Raw genomic sequence first — 19,326 nt, 5'->3', positions numbered from 1 at the left:
GTGCTCAGGCCTTGGCTCAGACGCCCGGGGGCTTTCCACCCGCCCCCGGCGGCGGGCCGGAAGGCGCCCACTTCTCGCGGTGCTGGAAGAGGAAGAGCTGCGAGGCATCGGCGCCCATCGGCACCTCGCGCGCGGCCCAGGCGTCGTCATGCAGGTCCATGTCGGCGTCGTACTCCACGTGGCAGCCCAGCGGGCTGTTGAAGTACCAGAACCAGTTGCTGCCGAACTTGTGGCGGCCGGGGCCCCAGAAGCTCTGGTAGCCCTTCTCCACAAAACGCGAGCCGGCCAGCAGCACCTCGGTGGGGCCGCCCATGTGGAAGGTGAAGTGCTCGCAGCCTTTCATGAACGGCGGCGTCTGAATGAAGAACAGCGTGTGGTGGTCGGGGGTGCCGGCCGGGCGCAGGAAGGGGCCCACGCCGGTGAAGCGGTCGGTGCAGACGAAACCCAGGCGCGTGTAGAAGGCCTCGGCCTTGGCGCTGTCGGGCACGAAGTAGACAACGTGCGAAAGCGTGCGCGGCAGCGCCGGCATGTCGGGCGTGAAGGCCAGCTGGTTGGGCCCGCGCTGTGGCGCGGCGCCGGGGGCGTTCACGGTTTCGGCCGGCAGGCTGAGCGGGCGGCGCACCGTCACCTGGAAGGCCAGCGCGAAGCCCATGTCGTCGACCACGCGCAGCACGCCCGCTTCGCGGTGCACGGCGCGGTCGCGCTGGAGCTCGGCCTCGATGGCGTCCAGCGTGGCCGCGTCGGCCACGCCGTAGACGGTTTCGCGCAGCAGGCTGGCCGTGCCCAGGGCGGGCGGCAGGCTGGCGTCGTCCTGGTGCTTGATGACGACGGCGGTGCCGTCCAGCGCTTCGTAGCGGCCTTGCCCCACGTCCTTCAGGCCGTAGTCGCTGAGGTACTGACCGCAGGCGGCGAGGTCGTCCACGCCGAAGACGAGGGCGTCGGGTCCGATGATGTTCATGGGGTGTTCGTCCTCCTGAGGGTTTCAGAGCGCCGTGCGTGCGCCCAAGGTCTCGGCGACCCAGTCGGCGATGTAGTGCCCGGCATTGATGCTGTTGTCGAAGCTGCTGTGCTGCACGCCGCCTTCACGCTCGGTGAAGACCTTGAGCTCGCGCTTCGGGCTGTTGACGAGTTGCTCGTAGGTGCGCTCGGCCCACTTCAGCGGGATCTGGCTGTCCTTCGAGCCGTGCGTGACGAGGAAGGGCACGCGGATCTTCTCGACCACACCGTCCAGGTGCACGTTCTCGGCGATGCGCATGAACTCGTCCATGTCCTTCGCGCCCCAGACCCACATCACGTGCGCCCAGTAGTGCGGCACGGGGAAGTTGCCTTCCTTCTCCAGGCGGCGCTTCTGCACGTCGCGCCAGTCGTGGTTGGCGCCCCAGCACACACCGGCGGCAAAACGCGGCTCGAAGGCCACGGCGCGCGGGCAGTAGTAGCCGCCCAAGGAAACGCCTTCCAGGCCGATGCGCTGCGGGTCGACATCGGCGCGTGTTTCCAGCCAGTCCACCACGCGGCTGGCCCAGTGTTCGCTGTCAAAGCGTGCCTTCAGGTTGTGCAGGCGCAGGGCTTCGCCGGTGCCGGGCTGGTCGACGATCAGCGAAGACACGCCACGTTTCGCCAACCATGCCGGCAGGCCCACCAGGTACTTCATCTCCTTGGTCGAGTCCAGGCCGTTGACCTGCACCAGCAGCGGCGCGCGTTCGCCGGGCTTCAAGCCCTGCGCGGGCAGGTACAGCGCCGAGAGGTGCGTGCCTTCGTAGGGAATCTCCACGCGCTGCACACCGTCGCCGAGCAGCCGCGAACCTTCCAGGAACAGGGCCAGTTCGCGCTCGTAGAGCGCACGGCGGCCAGGGCTGTCGTGCGCCTGCAGGCGCTCGGCGGTGATGAGGTAGCTGCTGGCGCGGCGCAGCTTCTCGCCGGCCGAGAAGAACCGGCCGCGGCCGCGGTCTTCTTCGGCCAGCACGCACAGCTGGTCGGCCATCTGCACCCAGGTTTCTCGGAAGGCTTTGGTGCCGGCGGCATCGGGCGCCTTGGCAGCTTCCTGCAGCGGGGCGCACATGGCCTCGATCTCGCCGATGCGAGCGCCCATCTCGATGGCCAGGTCGACCGAGAGATTCCAGACGTAGTTGGTGGGGAAGTACTTGAACATGCAGGTCGCTTTCAGCGGGCCGAAGGAAGAGGGGCGGCCACCGCCGACGCCACCGGCGCCGGCGCGGCAGGCCGCAGGAGGAAGTGCGCCAGCGCGGGCAGCAGCACGAGGGCGCCCAACATGTTCCAGAGGAACATGAAGGCCAGCAGCAGGCCCATGTCGGCCTGGAACTTGATGGGGCTGGCCACCCAGGTGATGACGCCGATGGCCAGCGTCACGCCCGTGAGCATCACCACCTTGCCGGTGAAGAGCAGCGCGCGGTAGTAGGCCTCCGACAGGCTCTTGCCCTCGCGCAGCTGCGCCATCGTCACGCTCAGGATGTAGAGCGCGTAGTCCACGCCGATGCCCACGCCCAGGGCGATGACGGGCAGCGTGGCCACCTTCACGCCCATGCCCAGGGCCACCATCAGCGCCTCGGCCAGGAAAGAGGTGACGACCAGCGGCAGCACCGCCACCACCACCGCGCGCCAGCTGCGGAAGGTGATGAAACACAGCAGCACCACGGCGCCGTAGACCATCACCAGCATCAGCCGCCAGGCGTCGTGCACGACGATGTTGGTGGCGGCCTCGATGCCGGCGCTGCCGGCGGCCAGCAGGAACTGCACCTCGGCCGTGTTGTTGGCCTGCGCGAAGGCCTCGACGTGCTGCACCACGCGCGTGAGCGTCTCGGCCTTGTGGTCGCGCAGGTAGGCGTAGACCGTGAGCAGGTTGCAGGCGTCGTTGTACAGGCCGCGCGGCGCGCTGGCCGTCACGGTGTTGAGCATGTCCTGGTTGGGCAAGAACTCGTACCAGCGCGGGTTGCCCTCGTTCAGGCCCGAGAGCACACGCCGGTTCAGCAGCGCCAGCGTGTTGGTGTTCTCCACGCCGTCGATCTGGCGCAGCTGCCACTCCAGCGCGTCCACCTTGTTCAGCGTCTCGTAGGCCGAGCACTGGCCGTCGGGCGTCTTCACCATCACCGCCAGCACGTCGCTGCCGGCGCCGTAGGCGGCGTTCATGAAGGCCACGTCGCGGTTGTAGCGGCTGTCGGCGCGCAGCTCGGGCGCGCCGGGGTCGAGGTCGCCGATCTTCAGCTGCAGGCTGGCCGCGAAGCCGCCCACGCCCATCAGCAAGCCCGCCACCACGGCCGCGGTGGCCCAGCGCCGCTGCGTGAAGCGGTCGAGCAGGCGCCACAGCGGGTGGCGCGCGGCGCCGCTGGCGTCTTGCTGTTCGTCGCGCAGGCTGCGCTGCGCGGCGCGTGCGCTCACGCCGGTGTAGCTCAGCAGCACCGGCAGCAGGATGAGGTTGGTGAAGATCAGCACCGCCACGCCGATGGAGGCGGCAATGGCCAGCTCGCGGATGACCTGGATGTCGATGACGAGCAGCACCGCGAAGCCCACCGCGTCGGCCAGCAGCGCCGTCAGGCCCGCGAGAAACAGGCGCCGGAAGGTGAAGCGCGCGGCGACGAGCTTCTGCACGCCGCGGCCCACGTCCTGCATGATGCCGTTCATCTTCTGCGCGCCGTGGCTCATGCCGATGGCGAACACGAGGAAGGGCACGAGGATGGAATACGGGTCGAGCGCGTAGCCCAAGAGCGGCAGCAGCCCGAGCTGCCACACCACCGCCACCAGCGAGGCCAGCACCACCAGCAGCGTGCTGCGCACGCAGCGTGTGTAGGCGAAGACCATCACCGTGGCGATGACCACCGCCAGCGCAAAGAACACCAGCACCGCGCGCACGCCGTCGATGAGGTCGCCCACGATCTTCGCGAAGCCGGTGATGTGCACCGACACGCCTTCGGCCTGGTACTTGCTGCGCAGGGCCTCCAGCTGGCCCGAGAGCGCGGCGTAGTCGATGGCGCGGCCTTCGGCGTCACGCGCCAGCAGGGGCACGAAGATCACGCTCGATTTGCCGTCGCGCGCCACCAGCTGCCCGATCTCGCCCGAGCGCGCCACGTTGGCCTGCAGCTGCTGCAGCTTGGGCGGGCTGCCGTCGTAGCCGTCGGGAATGACGGGGCCGCCTTCCAGGCCGTCTTCCGTCACGCCCACCCAGCGCGTGCTGGGGGTCCACAGCGACTTCATGCGCGCGCGGTCCACGCCCGGCAGCAGGAACACTTCGTCGGACAGGCGGCGCAGCGTGTCCAGGTACTTCGCGTCGTAGATGCCACCCTGCGGCGCGGCCACCGCGATGCGCACCGCGTTGCCCAGCCCGCTGAGCTCGGCCTGGTGCTGCAGGAAGTTCTGGATGTAGGGGTGCCCCGTGGGGATGGTTTTCTCGAAGCTGGCGTTGAGCTGCAGGCGCGTGGCCTGCCAGCCCAGCAGCACCGTCACCAGCGCGCACAGCAGCAGCACCACCCAGCGGTGGTTGAAGAGCGCGCGTTCGATCAGCGAGCCGGAGCGCGGGTCGAAGGGCGCGGCCGCGTCCAGGGCGGCCGGAGAGTGCATCGGGTTCACGGGCGGGCTTCTTCGAGAGCGGGCAAGGTCAGCGTGCTGGCGCCGGCCAGGCCCAGCGCGAGCAGGCGGCCTTCGGCCAGCGGCAGCAGCGCGGCCGGCAGCGTCAGCGGCGGGGTCTTCAGGGGCAGCAGGCGTTCGCCTTGCAGGCGCATCAGCACGCCGGCCTGGCTGGCCAGCAACAGGCCGCCATCGGGCAGCGTGCTCATGGCCGTGACGGTGGCCGGCACGGGGTTGGCCAGCGCGGACCAGGTGGCGCCGGCATCGGTGCTGCGCCACACGTTGCCGCGCAGGCCGGCCAGCACGGTGCTGCCATCGGCGCGCAGCTCGCCGGTGAACCAGCTGCCCTTGTAGGGCGAGGCCAGCGCGCGGAAGCTGCGGCCGCCGTCGTCGCTGCGCGCCAGCAGGCCTTGTTCACCGGCCAGCAGCAGCGTCTCGCCCTGGCGGCGCGCCACGTACCAGTGCAGGCCCTTGGGGTTGGGCAGGCGGGCCATCCAGGGCTGCCAGGTCTGGCCGCCGTCTTCGCTGTAGACGGCCAGGCCGAAGGCGCCCACGGCCAGCAGGCGGCGTGCGTCCCACAGCAGCACGTCCAGCAGCGGCTTGTCGGGGCCGTCGGCCAGCAGGCGCTCGGCCTCGCGCTGGGCCTCGGGCGTGGTGGCGGCGTCGCGCGCCAGTGCGGCCAGGCGGCGGCCGTCCAGGCGCAGCTGCCAGCTGGCACCCGCGTCCTGCGTGGTCAGCACCGTGCCGCCGTGGCCGACGGCCACACCTTGTTTGTCATCGGCGAAACGCACGGTGGTCAGCGTCACGCTCACCGGGCTGGGCGCCTGGCGCCATGTGCGGCCGCCGTCATCGCTCAGCGCCACCAGCCCGCGCTCGCCCACCGCCACGATGCGCGCGCCGGCCTGCGCCGCCGAGAGCAGCGCGGCGCGCTGCGGCGCCTTCACCGTGAGCGCCGGGCGCTGCAGGGCTTCGGCCACGGGCGCGGCGTGGGCCGGCAGGCCCAGCGCTGCGCCCGCCAAGGCCACCAAGCAGACGCCGCGGAACCGGCTCCGCCGGGCCGCTGGGGTCGCTCCCCCGGGGGGGAGGCGCCGCAGGCGCTTCGGGGGGGATCTCACCTGACGCCCTCACCCGCCATCGCGTCAGGCGTGAAGAAGCTGTCGCTGCGCCGCGGCACGATGCGGTAGTGCGTGGGGCGCTCGTTGACCACGCCGCTGGCGTACCAGGCGCCGGAGATGAGGTCGTTGAAGCCCCACTGCTGCTGCGGCGTGGTGGCCGGCAGGTCGGGCATCACCACCGGGTGCGCCCAGATGGTCTTCCACAGCTGGCCCTTGGCGTCCCAGCGGTCGCCCAGCACCGCCACCCAGGTGTCTTCGTCGATGTAGTAGCGGCTCTTCGGCGCCTGGTGGCGCTGGCCGGGCTTGAGCGTGGCTTCCACCACCCACACGCGGTGCAGTTCCCAGCGCACGTGGTCGGGGTTCAGGTGGTGGGCCAGCAGCACATCGCTGTCTTTCGTGGGCGTGTGCAGGCGGTTGCTGTTGTAGGGGATCAGCATCTCCTGCTTGCCGACGATCTTCCAGTTGAAGCGGTCGTTGCGGCCCGCGAAGACGTCGATCTCGTCGAAGCTGGCCACGCCCGCGGTGGCCGGCGTGGGCGTGTCGCAGCAGGCGTTGGGCAGCTTGCGCACGCGGCGCTGGCCGGTCAGGTAGACCCAGGTGGCGCTCTTGTCGGCGTCCAGGTTCAGGCGGCCGGTGATGGCCTCGCCGGCACGCACCGGCGGGCCGCTGTTGACCAGGCGGATGAGCCAGTAGTCGCCCGCGAACTTGGCCTCCTGGCCCTGGGCGTAGTACGGCATCTGCCACTCGCCCGTGCCTTCCACCGACAGCACGCGCTGGCCGCTGGCCGTGCCGAGATAACCGCGGAAGTCGTTCTGCCAGGCCTCGCCGCGCCAGTGCTGTTCGTGGTTGGCCATGACCTCTTCACCCGTCTTCGGGATGGGGAAGGGGATGCCGCCGTAGGCGCCCTTGATCTCGGCGCCATCGAGCCTGGCGCTGGTGGCGTTCTTGAAGGTGTTGTCGTACACCCACTGCGGCGCGGCCGCGGTGCGGTGCGTCTTGTAGACATCGACGCGGAAGCTCTGCGGGTACTTCTTCAGCATCGCCTGCGTGCCTTCGCTCAGCTTGGCGGCGTGCTGCGCCATGTTGGCCGCGGTGATGCTGTACAGCGGTTTCTCGTTGGCGAAGGGGTCGGCACGGCGGCCCCCGTTCTTGAAGCCGGGGATGGGCGTGGTGTAGCCGCCCGTCCAGGGCGGGATGCTGCCGTCGGCGTTGCCGGCCTTCTCGGCGCCCAGCGGCGTGAGCGTGGTCTTGAGCTTGGCCGCTTCTTCGGCGGTGACGGCGGCATGGGCCAGCTGCAGCAGGCCGGCGCCGGCCATGGCAGAGACGATCAGCGCACGCGCGAAGGCGGTGCGGCGGGGGGTGGTGGGCATGGTGCTTGTCTCCAGGTCTCAGAAGGTGGTGCGCAGCGAGAAGGTCACGAAGTTGCGGTCCTTCAGCGCCTGCTTGAACTGGGCGTTGTTGCTGTTGTCCAGGGTCGGGCCCTCGGGGCCGAGGTAGCGAACGAAGTTCAGGTTCGCGTTCCAGCTGCCCAGGTAGACGGCGCCCAGGCCCAGGCTGAAATCGCCGCCCTTGTCCACGCCGAAGGCGGGGCCCACGGCGGCAGACTTGCCCCAGGCGTAGCCCAGGCCCACGCTGGGGCTCAGGTCCAGGCCGGGCAGCACCTGGCGGTAGCTGGGCGAGAACACCATGCGCAGCGCCGTGGCCGTCTTGTCGGCGTTCGGGTTGAGCATCTGCGGGTTCTTGGTCACCTTGGCGCGCTGGTTCCAGGCGATCTCGCCGACGAAGCTGGCCTCCTTCGACAGGAAGCTCGGCCCCAGGCTCGCGATCCACGACAACTGCAGGTGCGCCGTCTCGCCCACGGCGTAGCCCGGGTTGTCTCGGTTGTCGAAGGCCACGCCCACGCCGATGGCCGGGATGACCGATTGCCCCGAGCTCGCCAGCGGCGTGTTGCGCCGGTACGAGGCTTCACCGGCCAGGCCCCACTCGCCCACCGTCTTGGCGAAGCTCACCCCGTAGGCCTCGATGCCCTCGTGGTAGACCCAGCGGTAACTGTTGGCCGTGACGGCCGGCGGGCGGCCGTTGAGCGTGTTCCAGATGTTGCTGGGGCCGGTGGCGTGGTAGCGGATGGCGTAGAAGCCGAGGTCGGTGTCCAGCGCGTCCACGCGCCAGCGCAGCTGCACGCCGCCCTGGCCGCTGTTGCTGGCTTCCAGGTCGGGCTGGCGCTGGAACACGCCCGTGGGGCCGGCGTTGATGCGCTGCGCACCCGGGCCCAGGGTGTCGCTGCCCGAGAGGTAGGCGCCGGCGGGCATCAGCCGCGTCTTCTGCCACTCGTAGGCGAGGTAAGCGCCCAGCGTGAGCTCGGGCGTGAGCTGCACCTGGCCCGAGAGCTTGCCCGTGGGCCGCGCCACTTCCTTGAAGGTGGCGTTGGGCACCGACTGCAGCTTGATGAGGTCCAGTGGCGCCATGCCGCCGGCGATGCCGTTGGCGCCGAAGAACAGGCTCTCGCCCCACAGCAGCGAGTGGCGGCCCAGGCGCACCGTGGCGGGCTTGTCGCCCAGCTCGAAGCGGCCGAAGACGAAGGCGTCCAGGAACTCGGCCTTGCGGCCCATGAGCTGGCGCGTCTCGGGCGCGAACTCGTTGCGCGGCGTGTTGTTGGCGCTGGTGGTCTGGTTCTGGTTGCCGCGGTTGTAGACGGCGTCGTACCAGGCCGCGGCACTCACGCGGGCGCCGAAGTTGCCGTAGGCGGCGTCCAGCTCGCTCAGCAGGTCGAGCCGGTTGCTGACGATGCCGCGGCTGAAGTTGTTGTTGCCGTCGTCCTGGTTGCCGTTGTTCGGGCCCACCACGCCAGTGGGGCCGAACACCGTGCGCGAGAGCCCGGGCGAGGCTTTCTCCAGCCGCGCCATGCTGCTGTACTTGACGGTGTTGTCCCAGCGCAGCTTCAGGCCGCTGTCGCCGGTGTCGATCTCGAAAGCCTGGGCCTGGCAGGCGGCCAGCGCGGCCACAGCCAGCAAGGTGCGCCGGCGGGCGGCGGGTTTCAGCAAGGTGTTCATCGGTCTCCTTCGGGGTTGTTGTTCAGGCTCGGGCTGGGGCTGGGGCCGGGGTTCAGGCCGGCTCGGCCACCAGCGGTTGCAGGGTCTCGGCGAGCGCGCGCAGGTCGGTGCCGGCTTCGGGCTGGAGCTGCCAGCGCGCGGCCTGCAGCGCCACCTGCAGCACCTGTTGCACGCGCGGCTGGCGGCGCGCCATGAAGGCCGGGCCCAGTGCGCGTGCCGCCAGGCCGCTGCGCAGCAGCGCGCCCAGCACGCAGGCGTCCTCCACGGCCTGCGCGGCGCCCTGGCCGAAGTGCGGCGGCAGGCGGTGCGCACTGCGGCCGATGCGCAGCGCCGCGCCGGCGTACCAGCGGCCGGGCAGCAGGCCCGCGGACACACGGCGCGTGTGCACGGGCGTGCCGTCGTGCAGCTGCGCACCCAGGCCGCGCAGCAGCGCGCACTCACCGGCCAGCCGTGCGCGCAAGGCAGCCGGGTGGGTCTCGGCCTCGGCCGGCAGCAACAGCGCCAGCCCCACGCGGCGCGCGTCCACCGGCACCAGCGCGGCGCGCATCAGCCCGCCGACCGCGCGGCACAGCACCCACGCGGCACCGGCCAGGGTCACGGGGCGCGGCAGCAGGCAGTGGCACCACTGCTGGGGCAGCGTTTCGGCCGGCACTGGCGCGGTGGCGCGGCCGGCCATCGTGGGCAGGCCGTTGCCGGCCGCCACGATGCCCAGGTCGAAAGCGTGGCAGCGGCCGTCTTCGGTGTGCACGGTGGCATCGCCGTCCACGGCGCGCACCGGGCGGCCCAGGTGCAGCTGCACCCCCAGCGCCAGCGCGGCATCGCGCAACAGGGCCAGCAGGTCAGCCAGCACCAGCCCCAGCGTGGGCGGCCAGGGCGGGCCGGCCAGGTGCGGGGCGGGCAGTTCGTCGCGCTGGCGGCCTTCGCTGTCGATGAGCACGCAGCTGTGGAAGGGGAAGCCCTGGCGCACGCAGGCCTCGGCCAGGCCCAGGCCGGCCAGTTCACGCAGCAGGTTGGGCACCACGTCGATGTGCGCGGCCGGCTGGGCGATCTGCGCCCGGGCCTCGAACACCTGCACCTGGCAGCCCGCGCGTGCCGCGGCCACGGCCGCAGCCAGCCCGGTGAGGCCGGCGCCGACGATGCCCACACGCTGCACGGCGGCCATGTTTCAGGCCACCCGCAGCGGGGTTTGAGAAATCGCGGGCGTGAGTTCGCCTGAGGCTTGGCGCGGGGCCATTCCTTGTCTCCGTAGGTGTGTGGGGATCGGGTAAGCCAGAGACTACGGAGATCCAAGCCTCATGAAAAATGGCTTGTATCCATTCGACGATTCGATGCCGTGAAGACTTTTCGGGTTAACCCCCAAGCCTCCGGGCGAACCCCATGCGCTTCAACCGCCTTGACCTGAACCTGCTGGTGGCGCTGGACGCCCTGCTCACCGAGTGCAGCATCACCAAGGCGGCCGAGCGCCTGAACCTGAGCCCCTCGGCCACCAGCAATGCGCTGGCGCGGCTGCGCGAGTACTTCGACGACGAACTGCTCGTGCAGGTGGGCCGCCGCATGGAGCCCACGCCGCGCGCGCAGGGCCTGCATGAAGCGGTGCGCGACGTGCTGGTGCGCGTGGACAGCGCCATCGCCATCCAGCCCGAGTTCCAGCCGGCGCAATCCGACCGTGTCTTCCGCGTCTTCGTCTCCGACTACACGCAGATGGTCTTCGTGCCGCACGTGCTGGCCCTGGCCCAGGCCGAACGCTGCAGCGCGCGTTTCGAGTTCCTGCCGCAGGTGAGCAACCCGCAGCGCAGCCTGGAGCGCGGCGAGGCCGACCTGCTCATCATTCCGCGCGGCTTCGTCTCGCCCGACCACCCGGAAGAGAAGCTCTACGACGAAGAGTTCACCTGCGTGGTGTGGCGCGACAGCGCCCTGGCGCGCGGCGAACTCAGCTTCGATCGCTACGTGGCCGCGCGGCACGTGGTGATGCAGCCCCCGGGCTCGGTGGGCGATTCCTTCGAGGCCTGGTTCGTCAAGCGCTACGGCATCACGCGCCAGGTGGCCGTGACGAGCTACGGCTTCTCGTCCTTGCCGCCGATGGTGGTGGGCACCGATTTCATCGCCACCGTGCACAAGCGCCTGGCGCTGCAGATGCAGGCGGCCTTCCCGATCGAGCTGCGGGCGCCGCCGCTGCCCATGCCGGCCATGGAGCAGGGCCTGCAGTGGCACAAGTACCGCACGCAGGACCCCGGCCTGGTGTGGCTGCGCAAGCTGCTGCACCGCGCTGCCCGTGCGATGGATGGGGAGGCCGGCTGAGCCGCTATCCTGCGCGGCCCACCCCTCACCCCTTTCGAGCAGTACCCCCGATGCGCAACCTCACGCTGCGTGGCCTGCGTGTCTTCGAAGCCGCCGCCACCACCGGCAGCTTCTCGCGCGCCGGTGAACTGATGGGCATGACGCAGAGCGCGGTGTCGCAGCAGATCCGCCAGCTGGAAGACGAGCTCGGCACGCGGCTCTTCGACACCCAGGCCCGCCCCATCCGCTTGAGTGACGCCGGTGCCGAGCTGCTGCGCCACTGCCGCGTGATCCTGGCGCAGGTGAGCGTGGCCGAGGATGCACTGAGCACGCTGCAGGGCCAGTTCCGCGGCCAGCTGCACGTGGGCGTGGTCTCGCCCGGGCAGTACTTCGTGCCGCGGCTGCTGGCCGCCTTCCGGCGCCAGCACCCCGAGCTGCGCCTGAAGCTCAGCCAGGGCCGGCGCGACCACCTGCTGATGATGCTGGCCGAGCGCCAGATCGACCTGCTGATCGGCGGCTACCCGCCGGCCGAGGCCGAGGTGGAGGCCGAGGTCTTTGCGCGCCACCCGCACTGCGTCATCGCCGCGCCCGACCACCGGCTGGCCGGCCAGCACGCCCTGCCCTGGGCCGCGCTGCGCGACGACACCTTCATCCTGCGCGAGGCCGGCTCGGCCACGCGCGCCTTCCTGGAACACCTGCTGCAGATGCAGCGCCTGCAGGTGCGCGCCGACGTCGAGCTGCAGGGCCCCGAGGCCATCAAGGCCGCGGTGATGGCCGGCATGGGCATCAGCTTCGCCTCGGCCCACACCTTCCAGAGCGAGCTGGCCGCCGGCCGCCTGGTGGTGCTGGACGTGGTGGAAACGCCCAAGCAGCTCGACTGGTGCGTGCTCACGCGCCGCGACACGCCGCTCTCGGCCACGCAGCGCCTGCTGCGCGACCACATCCTGGCCCACGGCACGCAGGCCGCGGCCTGCCAGCTGGGGCCCTTCTCGGCCTGAGAATCCCTGGCACCACGGCGCAACCGCGCCGCCACCCTGGAGACGACGAACGATGTTTTCGCACCTGATGATCGGCACCAACGACCTGCCCAAGGCCAAGGCCTTCTACGACAGCCTGCTCGGCACCCTGGGCGTGAAGCCGGGCTTCGTCGACCGCCATCGCGTCTTCTGGCGCACGCCCACGGGCATCTTCTCGGTGACGCAGCCCATCAACGGCGAACCGGCCACCGTGGCCAACGGCAGCACCATCGGCTTTGCCGCGCAGTCCGAAGCCGAGGTGCAGGCCTGGCACGCGGCCGGCATCGCGGCCGGCGGCACGACCTGCGAAGACCCGCCCGGCGTGCGCGAAGGCACGGCCGGCAAGCTGTATCTCGCCTACCTGCGCGACCTGGACGGACACAAGCTCTGCGCGATGTACCGGCTGCCGAAGGCCTGAAGATCCCTGCCCACCCCCGGAGCCCGACCATGCACCTGGAAACCCAGCCCCCTGGGCCGCAGCACCGCCGGCCCTGGCGCCTGATGGCCTGGGGCAGCGCAGCCCTGCTGTTGCTGCTGCCAGCCGTGTTGATGCAGTTCACCGCCGAGATTCGCTGGGACGCAGCCGACTTCCTCGCCTTCGGCACCATGCTGCTGGTGGCGGGCCTGGCCGGTGAGGCGGTGGCGCGCTGGGTGCGCAGCCCGAAGCACCGCCTGATGCTGGGCGGTGCCATCGTGCTGGCTTTCCTGCTGGTGTGGGTGGAAGCGGCTGTGGGCATCTTCCACTGAGCGGAGCCGGGGCCGCGGTGGGGACGCTCAGTCGCGTCCGCGGCCCAGCAAGGCGTCGCGCAAGCCGCTGTCCACCGGATCCTTGCCGAACCAGATGCCCAGCACGAGGCGGAAGAACTCGTCGTCGCCCACCGGCGCGCCCTGGGCCTGGCCCTGAATGTAGAAGGTGGTGCCCTTGCCGGGCTCGAAATCCATGGCGAAGGTCTCGCCCGGCATCATCTTCGCCCGGCCCGAGAACACGTCGATCAGGCGTGTGCTGGCCAGCGTGTGGCGGTTCATCTGCTGCGGCGTGGCGTTGTCACTCATGCCGCGCAGGAAGAGGCGGCCGAGCTCGGTGCCCGGCAGCTCGCGCTGGGCGATGAAGAACAGCCGCTTGGGGCCCGGCAGCGCCAGCAGCGCTTCGGGCGTGGTCACCTTCTGCGCGGTGTACAGCGCCATTTCGTAGACCCTGAAACCGAAACGCGTGCGCAGGCCGCGGCCGTGCAGCAGCAGCGCAGTGCCGCCGACCGTGGCCGCGGGCTCGATGCTGGCGGCCGCCGCCGGGCGCAGGGCACCGGGCACACCGAAGGCCAGGCCGAGAGTGACGAGCAAGGCGCGGCGGGCGGCCACGGCGGGGCGTGCGGGGTGGGGCAAGGCGAACTCCTCCAGCGTTGTTGTGGGCCGCGGGCGCGGCTTCTTCGGGTGCACTGAAACGATAGCAAGGCCGCGCCAGCGATCAGGGCCTGTGCGTGACCCCAAGAAGGGTGAGCCGCCGCTACTGCAGCAAGGCCACCGACTTCACCTGCAGCCACGCGCGCTGCCCCGCCTGCAGGCCCAGCGCGTCGGCCGCGCGCGCGGTCACGCGGGCCAGCAGCAAGCTCTGGGCGCCGCCCGCGTCCACCTGCGCCTGCACCAGCACTTGCGACGGGTGGCTGTCGGGGCCCATGGCGGCGATCACGCAGGGCAGCTGGTTCTGGATGCTGGTGCCCTGCGGCGGCTCGGTGGCCAGGCTCACATCGCGCGCCAGCACACGCAGCCGCACGCGCCGGCCCACGGGCAGGCCGGCATCGCGCAGCCACAGGCTGCCACCGGCAAAGTCCACGCGCGCCAGATGCCAGCGCTCATCGCGCTCCGCGATCTCGCCCGGCAGCAGCGTGCTGGTTTCGTCGCCCGTCAGCACCGGGCTGTCCAGCGCGGCCAGCACCGCGGCCGCCGGCCCCTGGGCCTGCACGCGGCCCGCTTCGAGCAGCACCACGTGGTCGGCCAGGCGCGCCAGCTCGTCGGCCGAGTGCGTGACGTAGAGCATGGGCGTGCGCAGCTCGTCGCGCAGGCGCTCCAGCCAGGGCAGGATCTCGCGCTTGCGGGCGTGGTCCAGCGCCGCGAGCGGCTCGTCCAGCAGCAGCAGGCGGGGCTGCGTGGCCAGCGCCCGCGCGATGGCCACGCGCTGGCGCTCACCGCCTGACAGCTGCGCCGGTGCACGGCCCAGCAGCGCCTCGATGCCGAGCAGGCGCACGGCCTCGGCCAGCACACGCGCGCCCTCGGGCGAACGGCTGCGGCGCAGGCCGAACTGCAGGTTCTGCTGCACGCTCAGATGCTCGAAGAGAGAAGCTTCCTGGAACACATAGCCCAGCGGTCTTTGCCAGGTGGGCAGCCAGCGGCGCGTGGCGCTGTCCTGCCAGGCCTCGCTGCCGATCTGCACGCGGCCCAGCGGCGCGCGCTCCAGCCCCGCCACGCAGCGCAGCACCGTGGTCTTGCCCGAACCCGAGGCGCCGAAGAGCACCGTGATGCCGCGGCCGGGCAGCTGCAGGTCGACATCCAGCGTGAAGCCGGCGCGCGGCAGCTGCAGGCGGATGTGCAGCGCGTCTTCGCCCGGCGTGCTCATGGCAGCACCCGGCCCACGCGGCGTTTCATCAGCGCCAGCGCCAGCAGCACCGCGAAGGACAGCACCACCATGCCGGCGGCCAGCACATGGGCCTGCGCGTACTCCATCGCTTCCACATGGCCGTAGATCTGCGTGGAGACCACCCGCGTCTGCCCGGGGATGTTGCCGCCGATCATCAGCACCACGCCGAACTCGCCCACGGTGTGCGCAAAGCTCAGGATGGCGGCGGTGAGCAGCCCCGGCCGCGCCAGCGGCAGCGCCACGCTGAAGAAGGCATCGAGCGGCCGCGCGCGCAGCGTGGCCGCCACTTCCATCGGCCGCGGGCCGATGGCCTCGAAGGCGTGCTGGATGGGCTGCACCGCAAAGGGCAGCGAGAAGACGATGGAGCCGATCAGCAGGCCCGTGAAGCTGAAGTTCAGCGTGCCCCAGCCCAGCGCGGTGGTAAGGCGGCCCACCGCGCCATCGGGCCCCATCAGCACCAGCAGGTAGAAGCCCAGCACCGTGGGCGGCAGCACCAGCGGCAGGGTGACGAACGCGTTCACCGGCGCGCGCCAGCGCGAGCGGGTGTTGGCCAGCCACCAGGCCAGCGGCGTGCTGATCAGCAGCAGCAGCAGCGTGGTGGCGGTGGCCAGTTCGAGCGTCAGGCGGATGGCCTGTGCGGCTTCAGGGCTCAGGGGCATGCGATCGCGGGTGACGAAGGCGCGTCAGAGGTCGTAGCCGAAGCTGCGGATGATGTCGCGGGCCTTCTCGCCCTTCAGGTAGGCCAGCAGCGCGGTGGCCGCGGGGTTGCTCTGGCCGGCCTTGAGCAGCAGCGCGTCCTGCTTGATCGGCGTGTGCATCGAGGCCGGCACCACCCAGGCCGAGCCGCGCGTGAGCTTGCCTTCGGCGTACACCTGTGCCATCGCGACGAAGCCCAGTTCGGCACTGCCCGTCTCGGTGAACTGGAAGGCCTGCGCGATGTTCTGGCCGAGCGCGAAGCGCGGTGCCAAGCTTGCCGCCAGCCCCAGCCCCTGCAGCACCTCCATCGCCGCGGCTCCATAGGGTGCGAGCTTGGGCTCTGCGAGCGCGAGGCGGCGGAAGCTGCCGCCCTTCAGCACCGCGCCCTGCGCATCGACCCGGCCTTCGTCGCGGCTCCAAAGCACCAGCCGGCCGATGGCGTAGGTGAACTGCGAGGCCGCCACACCCGAACCTTCGCGCACCAGGCGCGCAGGCGTTTCGTCGTCGGCCGACAGCAGCACCTGGAAGGGCGCACCGTTCTTGATCTGCGCGTAGAACTTGCCCGTGGCGCCGAAGGACAGCACCGCGCGGTGCCCGGTGTCGCGCTCGAACTCGGCGGCGATCTTCTGCATCGGCGCGGTGAAGTTCGAGGCCACGGCCACGTTCACCTCGGCCGCCTGTGCGGCGCCCAGCAGCAGACCGAACACCAGCCCCAGCAACGGCCTCATGCCAGACCTCGCTATTCCTTCGATGAATAGCGAAAGTGTAGCCCGCAGGCCGCCCGGCCTGCTTAGCATCGGTGCCATGCCCAGCCGTTCATCCACCTCACGCCACCGCCCGGCCCTGGCCGAAGTGCTGGGCCAGGCCAGCACCGACAAGCGCATCGACATCCTGCGCCGCCTGGGCGAATGCGGCTCCATCTCCGAGGCCGCACGCCAGGCCGGGGTGAGCTACAAGGCCGCGTGGCAGGCGCTGGAGACGCTGTCCAACCTGGCCGGCACGCCGCTGGTGGCCAAGGCGGTGGGCGGCAGCGGCGGGGGCGGTGCGCAGCTCACGGCGGCGGGCCTGCAGGTCTTGCAGGCCGCGGCGCAGCTGGACGCGGCGCGCACGCAGGTGCTGGCCGCGCTGGCCCCGGGCGAATCACGCAGCGGGCCCGGCCTGGCGGCCCTGGCGCTGCGCACCAGCTTGCGCAACCAGCTGCCCTGCGCCGTGAGTGCCTTGCGCCAGACGGCCGGCCAGGTGCGCGTGGCGCTGGCGCTGCGCGACGGGCAGCTGCTGCACGCCCGCATCACGCGCGAGAGTGCGCAACTGTTGCAGCTGGCCCCGGGGCTGGCAGTGCTGGCGCTGTGCAAGGCCACGGCCGTGCGTGTGGCGCCCACACTGGCCGCCGCCGATGGCCGCAACCTGCTGCAGGGCACGGTGTCGCGCGCCTCGCGTGCGGCGACGGGGGGCGAGGTGGCACTGCAGCTGCCCGGGCCGCTGAGCCTGGTGGGCTTCAGCACGGGCACCGCCGGGCTGCGGGCGGGGCAGCCGGCCATGGCGGCCATCGACGAAGCAGGCGTCGTCATCGCCAGCACCGGCTGAAGGCGGGCGCAGGCGCCGACAAGCTAGGGGCCAGCGCTGGTTCCAGCCCGCGAACTGGCGTAGCCTGCCGCCACCTCCAAGCCGGACCGAGGAAGAGCCATGATCCCGCCCCTGAACTGCGTGCGCTACCTCGGCAGGCCGGAATTCGATGCAGGGGTTGCACGAATCGTCGTCGACGCCTTGCGAGACCACCTCAGCAGCAACCCGGCGGCTTCCACGCTGTCGGCCGACTGCGTGAAGATGCACGAGTACATGGACCGCTACCTGCGCATCATGTACCGCGAGCCCGACCAGGGCCTGCAGGTGGAGACCGTGGCCGCCCTCACCAAGCGCTGGATCAGCGTGGCCTGGGGCGGTGACCTGATGTCCGACCCGCGCAGCGGTGCCCCCTTCAAGTGGAAAGTGAGCGAGAAGGCCTTCGACTACGGCAACCGCGAACGCATCCTGCCGCCCGCCGAAGCCACGCAAGACGCAGGGCGCTTCGCCGAGTACCGGCCTTACGGCTCCATCCCCGGCACGATGCGCCTCTTCAAGGGCAAGACCATGTGGTGGGTGACGAACAACGGCACCCACGGCAGCGTGGCCGATTGCCGCAGCGCCGATTGGTGGGTGTGGCCGATGTCGTCGGCCAACTGGTTCCGATGGACCGTCACGGGCGCCACGGCCGCCAGCGGGCCGGGGGCGCAAGGCGTGGCCGTGCCGCTGCCGGCCGACCTCTCGCTGAAGCTCTCGCCGCGCGAGCTGAAGGTGCTCAGCCTGATGCGCGCCAACCACGACAACGCCATGGACGACAGCCACTTCACGTCGGTGCAGTTGTGGCACGACGCCGGCGTGATGCTGGCCTGAGCGCGGCCCGCGCCCGGGCCGCGCTCAGGTGCCGCAGAAGGTCTGGTAGGCCGCGGTCTCTGCCAGCGGCGCCGGCACGGCGTAGGGCGCCAGCGCCGGGTCGCTGTCGAAGGGCCGCTGCAGCGCGGCCAGCAGCGTGTGGAAGGGCGCCATGTCGCCCGCCGTGGCCGCGGCGAGTGCGGCTTCCACCTGGTGGTTGCGCGGGATGACCCAGGGGCTCACGCGGCGCATGGCCGCAGCGCGTTCGGCGGGCGGCAGGGGCAATGCGGCGTGGTCTTGCGCCAGGCGCTGCTGCCAGCGCTGCAGCCACGCATCGAGCGCAGCGCGGTCGCGGAACTGGTCGCGCAGCGGCTCGGGCCGGCCTTCGGCTGCGTCGGCCAGCAGCCGCCACGCGAGCGTGAAATCCACCGCCTGGTTTTGCAGCAGCGCGAGCCAGGCATCGACGAGGCGGCCGTCTTCTTCGTCATCGGCCGTGGCCTGCAGGCCGAGCTTGGCGCGCTGCCCTTGCAGCAGCGCCTGCGCGCACCAGACCGGGAAGCCGTCGATCACCGCCGTGGCCTCGGCCACCACGCGCTGCACGGCGGCTTCGTCGTTTTCGTCGGCCACCAGCGGCAGCAGGGTCTCGGCCAGGCGCGCCAGGTTCCAGCGCGCGATGCCGGGCTGGTTGCCGTAGGCGTAACGGCCGCCGTGGTCGATGCTGCTGAAGACGGTGTCGGGGCTGTAGGCCTCCATGAAGGCGCAGGGGCCGTAATCGATGGTCTCGCCCGAGATCGTCATGTTGTCGGTGTTCATCACGCCGTGGATGAAGCCCACGTTCATCCATTGCGCGATCAGCCGCGCCTGGCGCTGCGCCACCGCGCGCAGGAAGGCCATTTCGCGGCCGGGCGTGCCGGCCAGTGCGGGGTCGTGCCGGGCGATGGCGTAATCGAGCAGCTGGCGCAGCCTGGGCAAGTCGCCCTCGGCCAGGAAAAACTGGAAGGTGCCCACACGCAGGTGGCTGGCGGCCACGCGCGTCAGCACGGCGCCGGGCCAGGGCCTCTCACGCAGCACACGCTCGCCCGTGGCGGCCACGGCCAAGGCGCGCGTGGTGGGGATGCCCAGGGCGTGCATGGCTTCGCCGATCAGCACCTCGCGCAGCATCGGGCCCACCGCGGCCTTGCCGTCGCCGCCGCGGGAGTAGGGCGTGCGGCCCGAGCCCTTGAGCGCGATGTCGCGGCGTTGGCCGTGGCTGTCGATCACCTCGCCCAGCAGCAGCGCGCGGCCATCGCCCAGGCGCGGCGAAAAGCCGCCGAACTGGTGGCCGGCGTAGGCCTGCGCGAGCGGCTCGGCGCCCTCGGGCACCACGTTGCCAGCGAACACCGCCGCGCCGGCCTCGCCCTGCAGCGCGGTGGCGTCCAGGCCCAGCTCTTCGGCCAGCGCGGCGTTGAAGTACAGCGGCTGCGGCGCCGGCACGCGCGCGGGCTGCCACGCGGTGTAGAAGCCAGGCAGCTCGCGGGCGTAGGTGTTGTCGAAGCGGAAGGCGGGCATGGGCAGACCGG

At 71.2% G+C, this 19,326-nt stretch carries 18 protein-coding genes; 6 read left to right on the top strand and 12 right to left on the bottom strand.

The window, feature by feature from the left end; genetic code table 11:
• Positions 1 to 16: 16 nt before the first annotated feature.
• The 7 genes from EOE66_RS18715 to EOE66_RS18685 form a co-directional block, all read right to left on the bottom strand.
• On the bottom strand, positions 17 to 958 hold the full coding sequence (locus tag EOE66_RS18715; RefSeq protein ID WP_128230269.1) for a VOC family protein: 942 nt from the start codon (positions 956 to 958) through the stop codon (positions 17 to 19).
• A gap of 24 nt (positions 959 to 982) precedes the next feature.
• Positions 983 to 2,149 carry an alpha/beta hydrolase family protein gene (locus EOE66_RS18710; RefSeq protein ID WP_128230268.1) on the bottom strand — a complete coding sequence of 389 codons (1,167 nt, stop codon included), beginning with the start codon at positions 2,147 to 2,149 and terminating at the stop codon, positions 983 to 985.
• Between the two features lie 11 nt (positions 2,150 to 2,160).
• Complete coding sequence (locus EOE66_RS18705) at positions 2,161 to 4,569, bottom strand: efflux RND transporter permease subunit (protein ID WP_128230507.1); 2,409 nt, start codon at positions 4,567 to 4,569, stop codon at positions 2,161 to 2,163.
• A 5-nt stretch (positions 4,570 to 4,574) separates the two neighbouring features.
• Positions 4,575 to 5,600: a WD40/YVTN/BNR-like repeat-containing protein gene (locus tag EOE66_RS18700; RefSeq protein ID WP_245479104.1), complete on the bottom strand. Its 1,026-nt coding sequence runs from the start codon at positions 5,598 to 5,600 to the stop codon at positions 4,575 to 4,577.
• Positions 5,601 to 5,686: 86 nt separating this feature from the next.
• Entirely contained in the window at positions 5,687 to 7,060 is a 1,374-nt protein-coding gene (locus EOE66_RS18695) for a DUF1329 domain-containing protein (protein WP_128230266.1), read from the bottom strand.
• Positions 7,061 to 7,078: 18 nt separating this feature from the next.
• Positions 7,079 to 8,740, bottom strand: a complete 1,662-nt coding sequence (locus EOE66_RS18690) for a DUF1302 domain-containing protein (protein ID WP_128230265.1) — start codon at positions 8,738 to 8,740, stop codon at positions 7,079 to 7,081.
• Positions 8,741 to 8,792: 52 nt separating this feature from the next.
• Complete coding sequence (locus EOE66_RS18685) at positions 8,793 to 9,902, bottom strand: FAD-dependent monooxygenase (RefSeq protein ID WP_128230264.1); 1,110 nt, start codon at positions 9,900 to 9,902, stop codon at positions 8,793 to 8,795.
• Positions 9,903 to 10,117: 215 nt separating this feature from the next.
• Between EOE66_RS18685 and EOE66_RS18680 the strand changes: the two genes are divergently transcribed.
• From EOE66_RS18680 to EOE66_RS18665, 4 genes are read left to right on the top strand one after another with little or no spacing between them, the layout of a single operon-like run.
• A complete protein-coding gene (locus tag EOE66_RS18680; RefSeq protein WP_128230263.1) occupies positions 10,118 to 11,038 on the top strand; it encodes a LysR family transcriptional regulator in 921 nt (306 codons plus the stop codon).
• A gap of 50 nt (positions 11,039 to 11,088) precedes the next feature.
• Positions 11,089 to 12,015: a LysR family transcriptional regulator gene (locus tag EOE66_RS18675; RefSeq protein ID WP_128230262.1), complete on the top strand. Its 927-nt coding sequence runs from the start codon at positions 11,089 to 11,091 to the stop codon at positions 12,013 to 12,015.
• A 52-nt stretch (positions 12,016 to 12,067) separates the two neighbouring features.
• Entirely contained in the window at positions 12,068 to 12,451 is a 384-nt protein-coding gene (locus tag EOE66_RS18670) for a VOC family protein (RefSeq protein WP_128230261.1), read from the top strand.
• A gap of 29 nt (positions 12,452 to 12,480) precedes the next feature.
• Positions 12,481 to 12,780 (top strand): hypothetical protein, encoded by a 300-nt coding sequence (locus EOE66_RS18665; protein ID WP_205702749.1) that lies wholly within the window; start codon positions 12,481 to 12,483, stop codon positions 12,778 to 12,780.
• A gap of 27 nt (positions 12,781 to 12,807) precedes the next feature.
• On the opposite strand, the gene EOE66_RS18660 is transcribed toward EOE66_RS18665, so the two are convergent.
• The 4 genes from EOE66_RS18660 to modA form a co-directional block, all read right to left on the bottom strand.
• Positions 12,808 to 13,413, bottom strand: coding sequence for a chalcone isomerase family protein (locus tag EOE66_RS18660; RefSeq protein WP_164885168.1), 606 nt, complete (start codon positions 13,411 to 13,413; stop codon positions 12,808 to 12,810).
• Between the two features lie 121 nt (positions 13,414 to 13,534).
• Complete coding sequence (modC, locus tag EOE66_RS18655; RefSeq protein WP_128230259.1) at positions 13,535 to 14,641, bottom strand: molybdenum ABC transporter ATP-binding protein; 1,107 nt, start codon at positions 14,639 to 14,641, stop codon at positions 13,535 to 13,537.
• Complete coding sequence (gene modB / locus EOE66_RS18650; protein WP_128230258.1) at positions 14,638 to 15,321, bottom strand: molybdate ABC transporter permease subunit; 684 nt, start codon at positions 15,319 to 15,321, stop codon at positions 14,638 to 14,640. The genes modC and modB overlap by 4 nt, the downstream gene beginning before the upstream one ends.
• 24 nt (positions 15,322 to 15,345) lie before the next feature.
• Positions 15,346 to 16,086 (bottom strand): molybdate ABC transporter substrate-binding protein, encoded by a 741-nt coding sequence (modA, locus tag EOE66_RS18645; protein WP_128230257.1) that lies wholly within the window; start codon positions 16,084 to 16,086, stop codon positions 15,346 to 15,348.
• Positions 16,087 to 16,162: 76 nt separating this feature from the next.
• Here modA and EOE66_RS18640 point away from each other — a divergent pair, with 76 nt between their 5' ends.
• Positions 16,163 to 16,942 carry a TOBE domain-containing protein gene (locus EOE66_RS18640; RefSeq protein ID WP_128230256.1) on the top strand — a complete coding sequence of 260 codons (780 nt, stop codon included), beginning with the start codon at positions 16,163 to 16,165 and terminating at the stop codon, positions 16,940 to 16,942.
• Positions 16,943 to 17,041: 99 nt separating this feature from the next.
• On the top strand, positions 17,042 to 17,788 hold the full coding sequence (locus tag EOE66_RS18635; RefSeq protein ID WP_128230255.1) for a hypothetical protein: 747 nt from the start codon (positions 17,042 to 17,044) through the stop codon (positions 17,786 to 17,788).
• A gap of 24 nt (positions 17,789 to 17,812) precedes the next feature.
• Here EOE66_RS18635 and EOE66_RS18630 read toward each other — a convergent pair whose 3' ends face one another.
• Positions 17,813 to 19,315: a protein adenylyltransferase SelO gene (locus EOE66_RS18630; protein ID WP_205702748.1), complete on the bottom strand. Its 1,503-nt coding sequence runs from the start codon at positions 19,313 to 19,315 to the stop codon at positions 17,813 to 17,815.
• Positions 19,316 to 19,326 lie beyond the last annotated feature (11 nt).

The organism is Rubrivivax rivuli (genome assembly GCF_004016505.1).
GTDB lineage: Bacteria > Pseudomonadota > Gammaproteobacteria > Burkholderiales > Burkholderiaceae_C > Rubrivivax > Rubrivivax rivuli.
Note: the sequence above shows the minus strand (reverse complement) of the source record. Positions and strands in the feature narration are given on the sequence as shown.

Excerpts from the sequence above, each read along its gene's own strand:
- EOE66_RS18685 (WP_128230264.1), bottom strand. The coding sequence starts at position 9,902 with ATGGCCGCCGTGCAGCGTGTGGGCATCGTCGGCGCCGGCCTCACCGGG.
- EOE66_RS18710 (WP_128230268.1), bottom strand. The coding sequence starts at position 2,149 with ATGTTCAAGTACTTCCCCACCAACTACGTCTGGAATCTCTCGGTCGAC.
- EOE66_RS18695 (WP_128230266.1), bottom strand. The coding sequence starts at position 7,060 with ATGCCCACCACCCCCCGCCGCACCGCCTTCGCGCGTGCGCTGATCGTC.
- modA (WP_128230257.1), bottom strand. The coding sequence starts at position 16,086 with ATGAGGCCGTTGCTGGGGCTGGTGTTCGGTCTGCTGCTGGGCGCCGCA.
- EOE66_RS18680 (WP_128230263.1), top strand. The coding sequence starts at position 10,118 with ATGCGCTTCAACCGCCTTGACCTGAACCTGCTGGTGGCGCTGGACGCC.
- EOE66_RS18690 (WP_128230265.1), bottom strand. The coding sequence starts at position 8,740 with ATGAACACCTTGCTGAAACCCGCCGCCCGCCGGCGCACCTTGCTGGCT.
- EOE66_RS18675 (WP_128230262.1), top strand. The coding sequence starts at position 11,089 with ATGCGCAACCTCACGCTGCGTGGCCTGCGTGTCTTCGAAGCCGCCGCC.
- EOE66_RS18705 (WP_128230507.1), bottom strand. The coding sequence starts at position 4,569 with ATGCACTCTCCGGCCGCCCTGGACGCGGCCGCGCCCTTCGACCCGCGC.
- EOE66_RS18665 (WP_205702749.1), top strand. The coding sequence starts at position 12,481 with ATGCACCTGGAAACCCAGCCCCCTGGGCCGCAGCACCGCCGGCCCTGG.
- EOE66_RS18715 (WP_128230269.1), bottom strand. The coding sequence starts at position 958 with ATGAACATCATCGGACCCGACGCCCTCGTCTTCGGCGTGGACGACCTC.
- EOE66_RS18630 (WP_205702748.1), bottom strand. The coding sequence starts at position 19,315 with ATGCCCGCCTTCCGCTTCGACAACACCTACGCCCGCGAGCTGCCTGGC.
- modC (WP_128230259.1), bottom strand. The coding sequence starts at position 14,641 with ATGAGCACGCCGGGCGAAGACGCGCTGCACATCCGCCTGCAGCTGCCG.
- modB (WP_128230258.1), bottom strand. The coding sequence starts at position 15,321 with ATGCCCCTGAGCCCTGAAGCCGCACAGGCCATCCGCCTGACGCTCGAA.
- EOE66_RS18635 (WP_128230255.1), top strand. The coding sequence starts at position 17,042 with ATGATCCCGCCCCTGAACTGCGTGCGCTACCTCGGCAGGCCGGAATTC.
- EOE66_RS18670 (WP_128230261.1), top strand. The coding sequence starts at position 12,068 with ATGTTTTCGCACCTGATGATCGGCACCAACGACCTGCCCAAGGCCAAG.
- EOE66_RS18640 (WP_128230256.1), top strand. The coding sequence starts at position 16,163 with ATGCCCAGCCGTTCATCCACCTCACGCCACCGCCCGGCCCTGGCCGAA.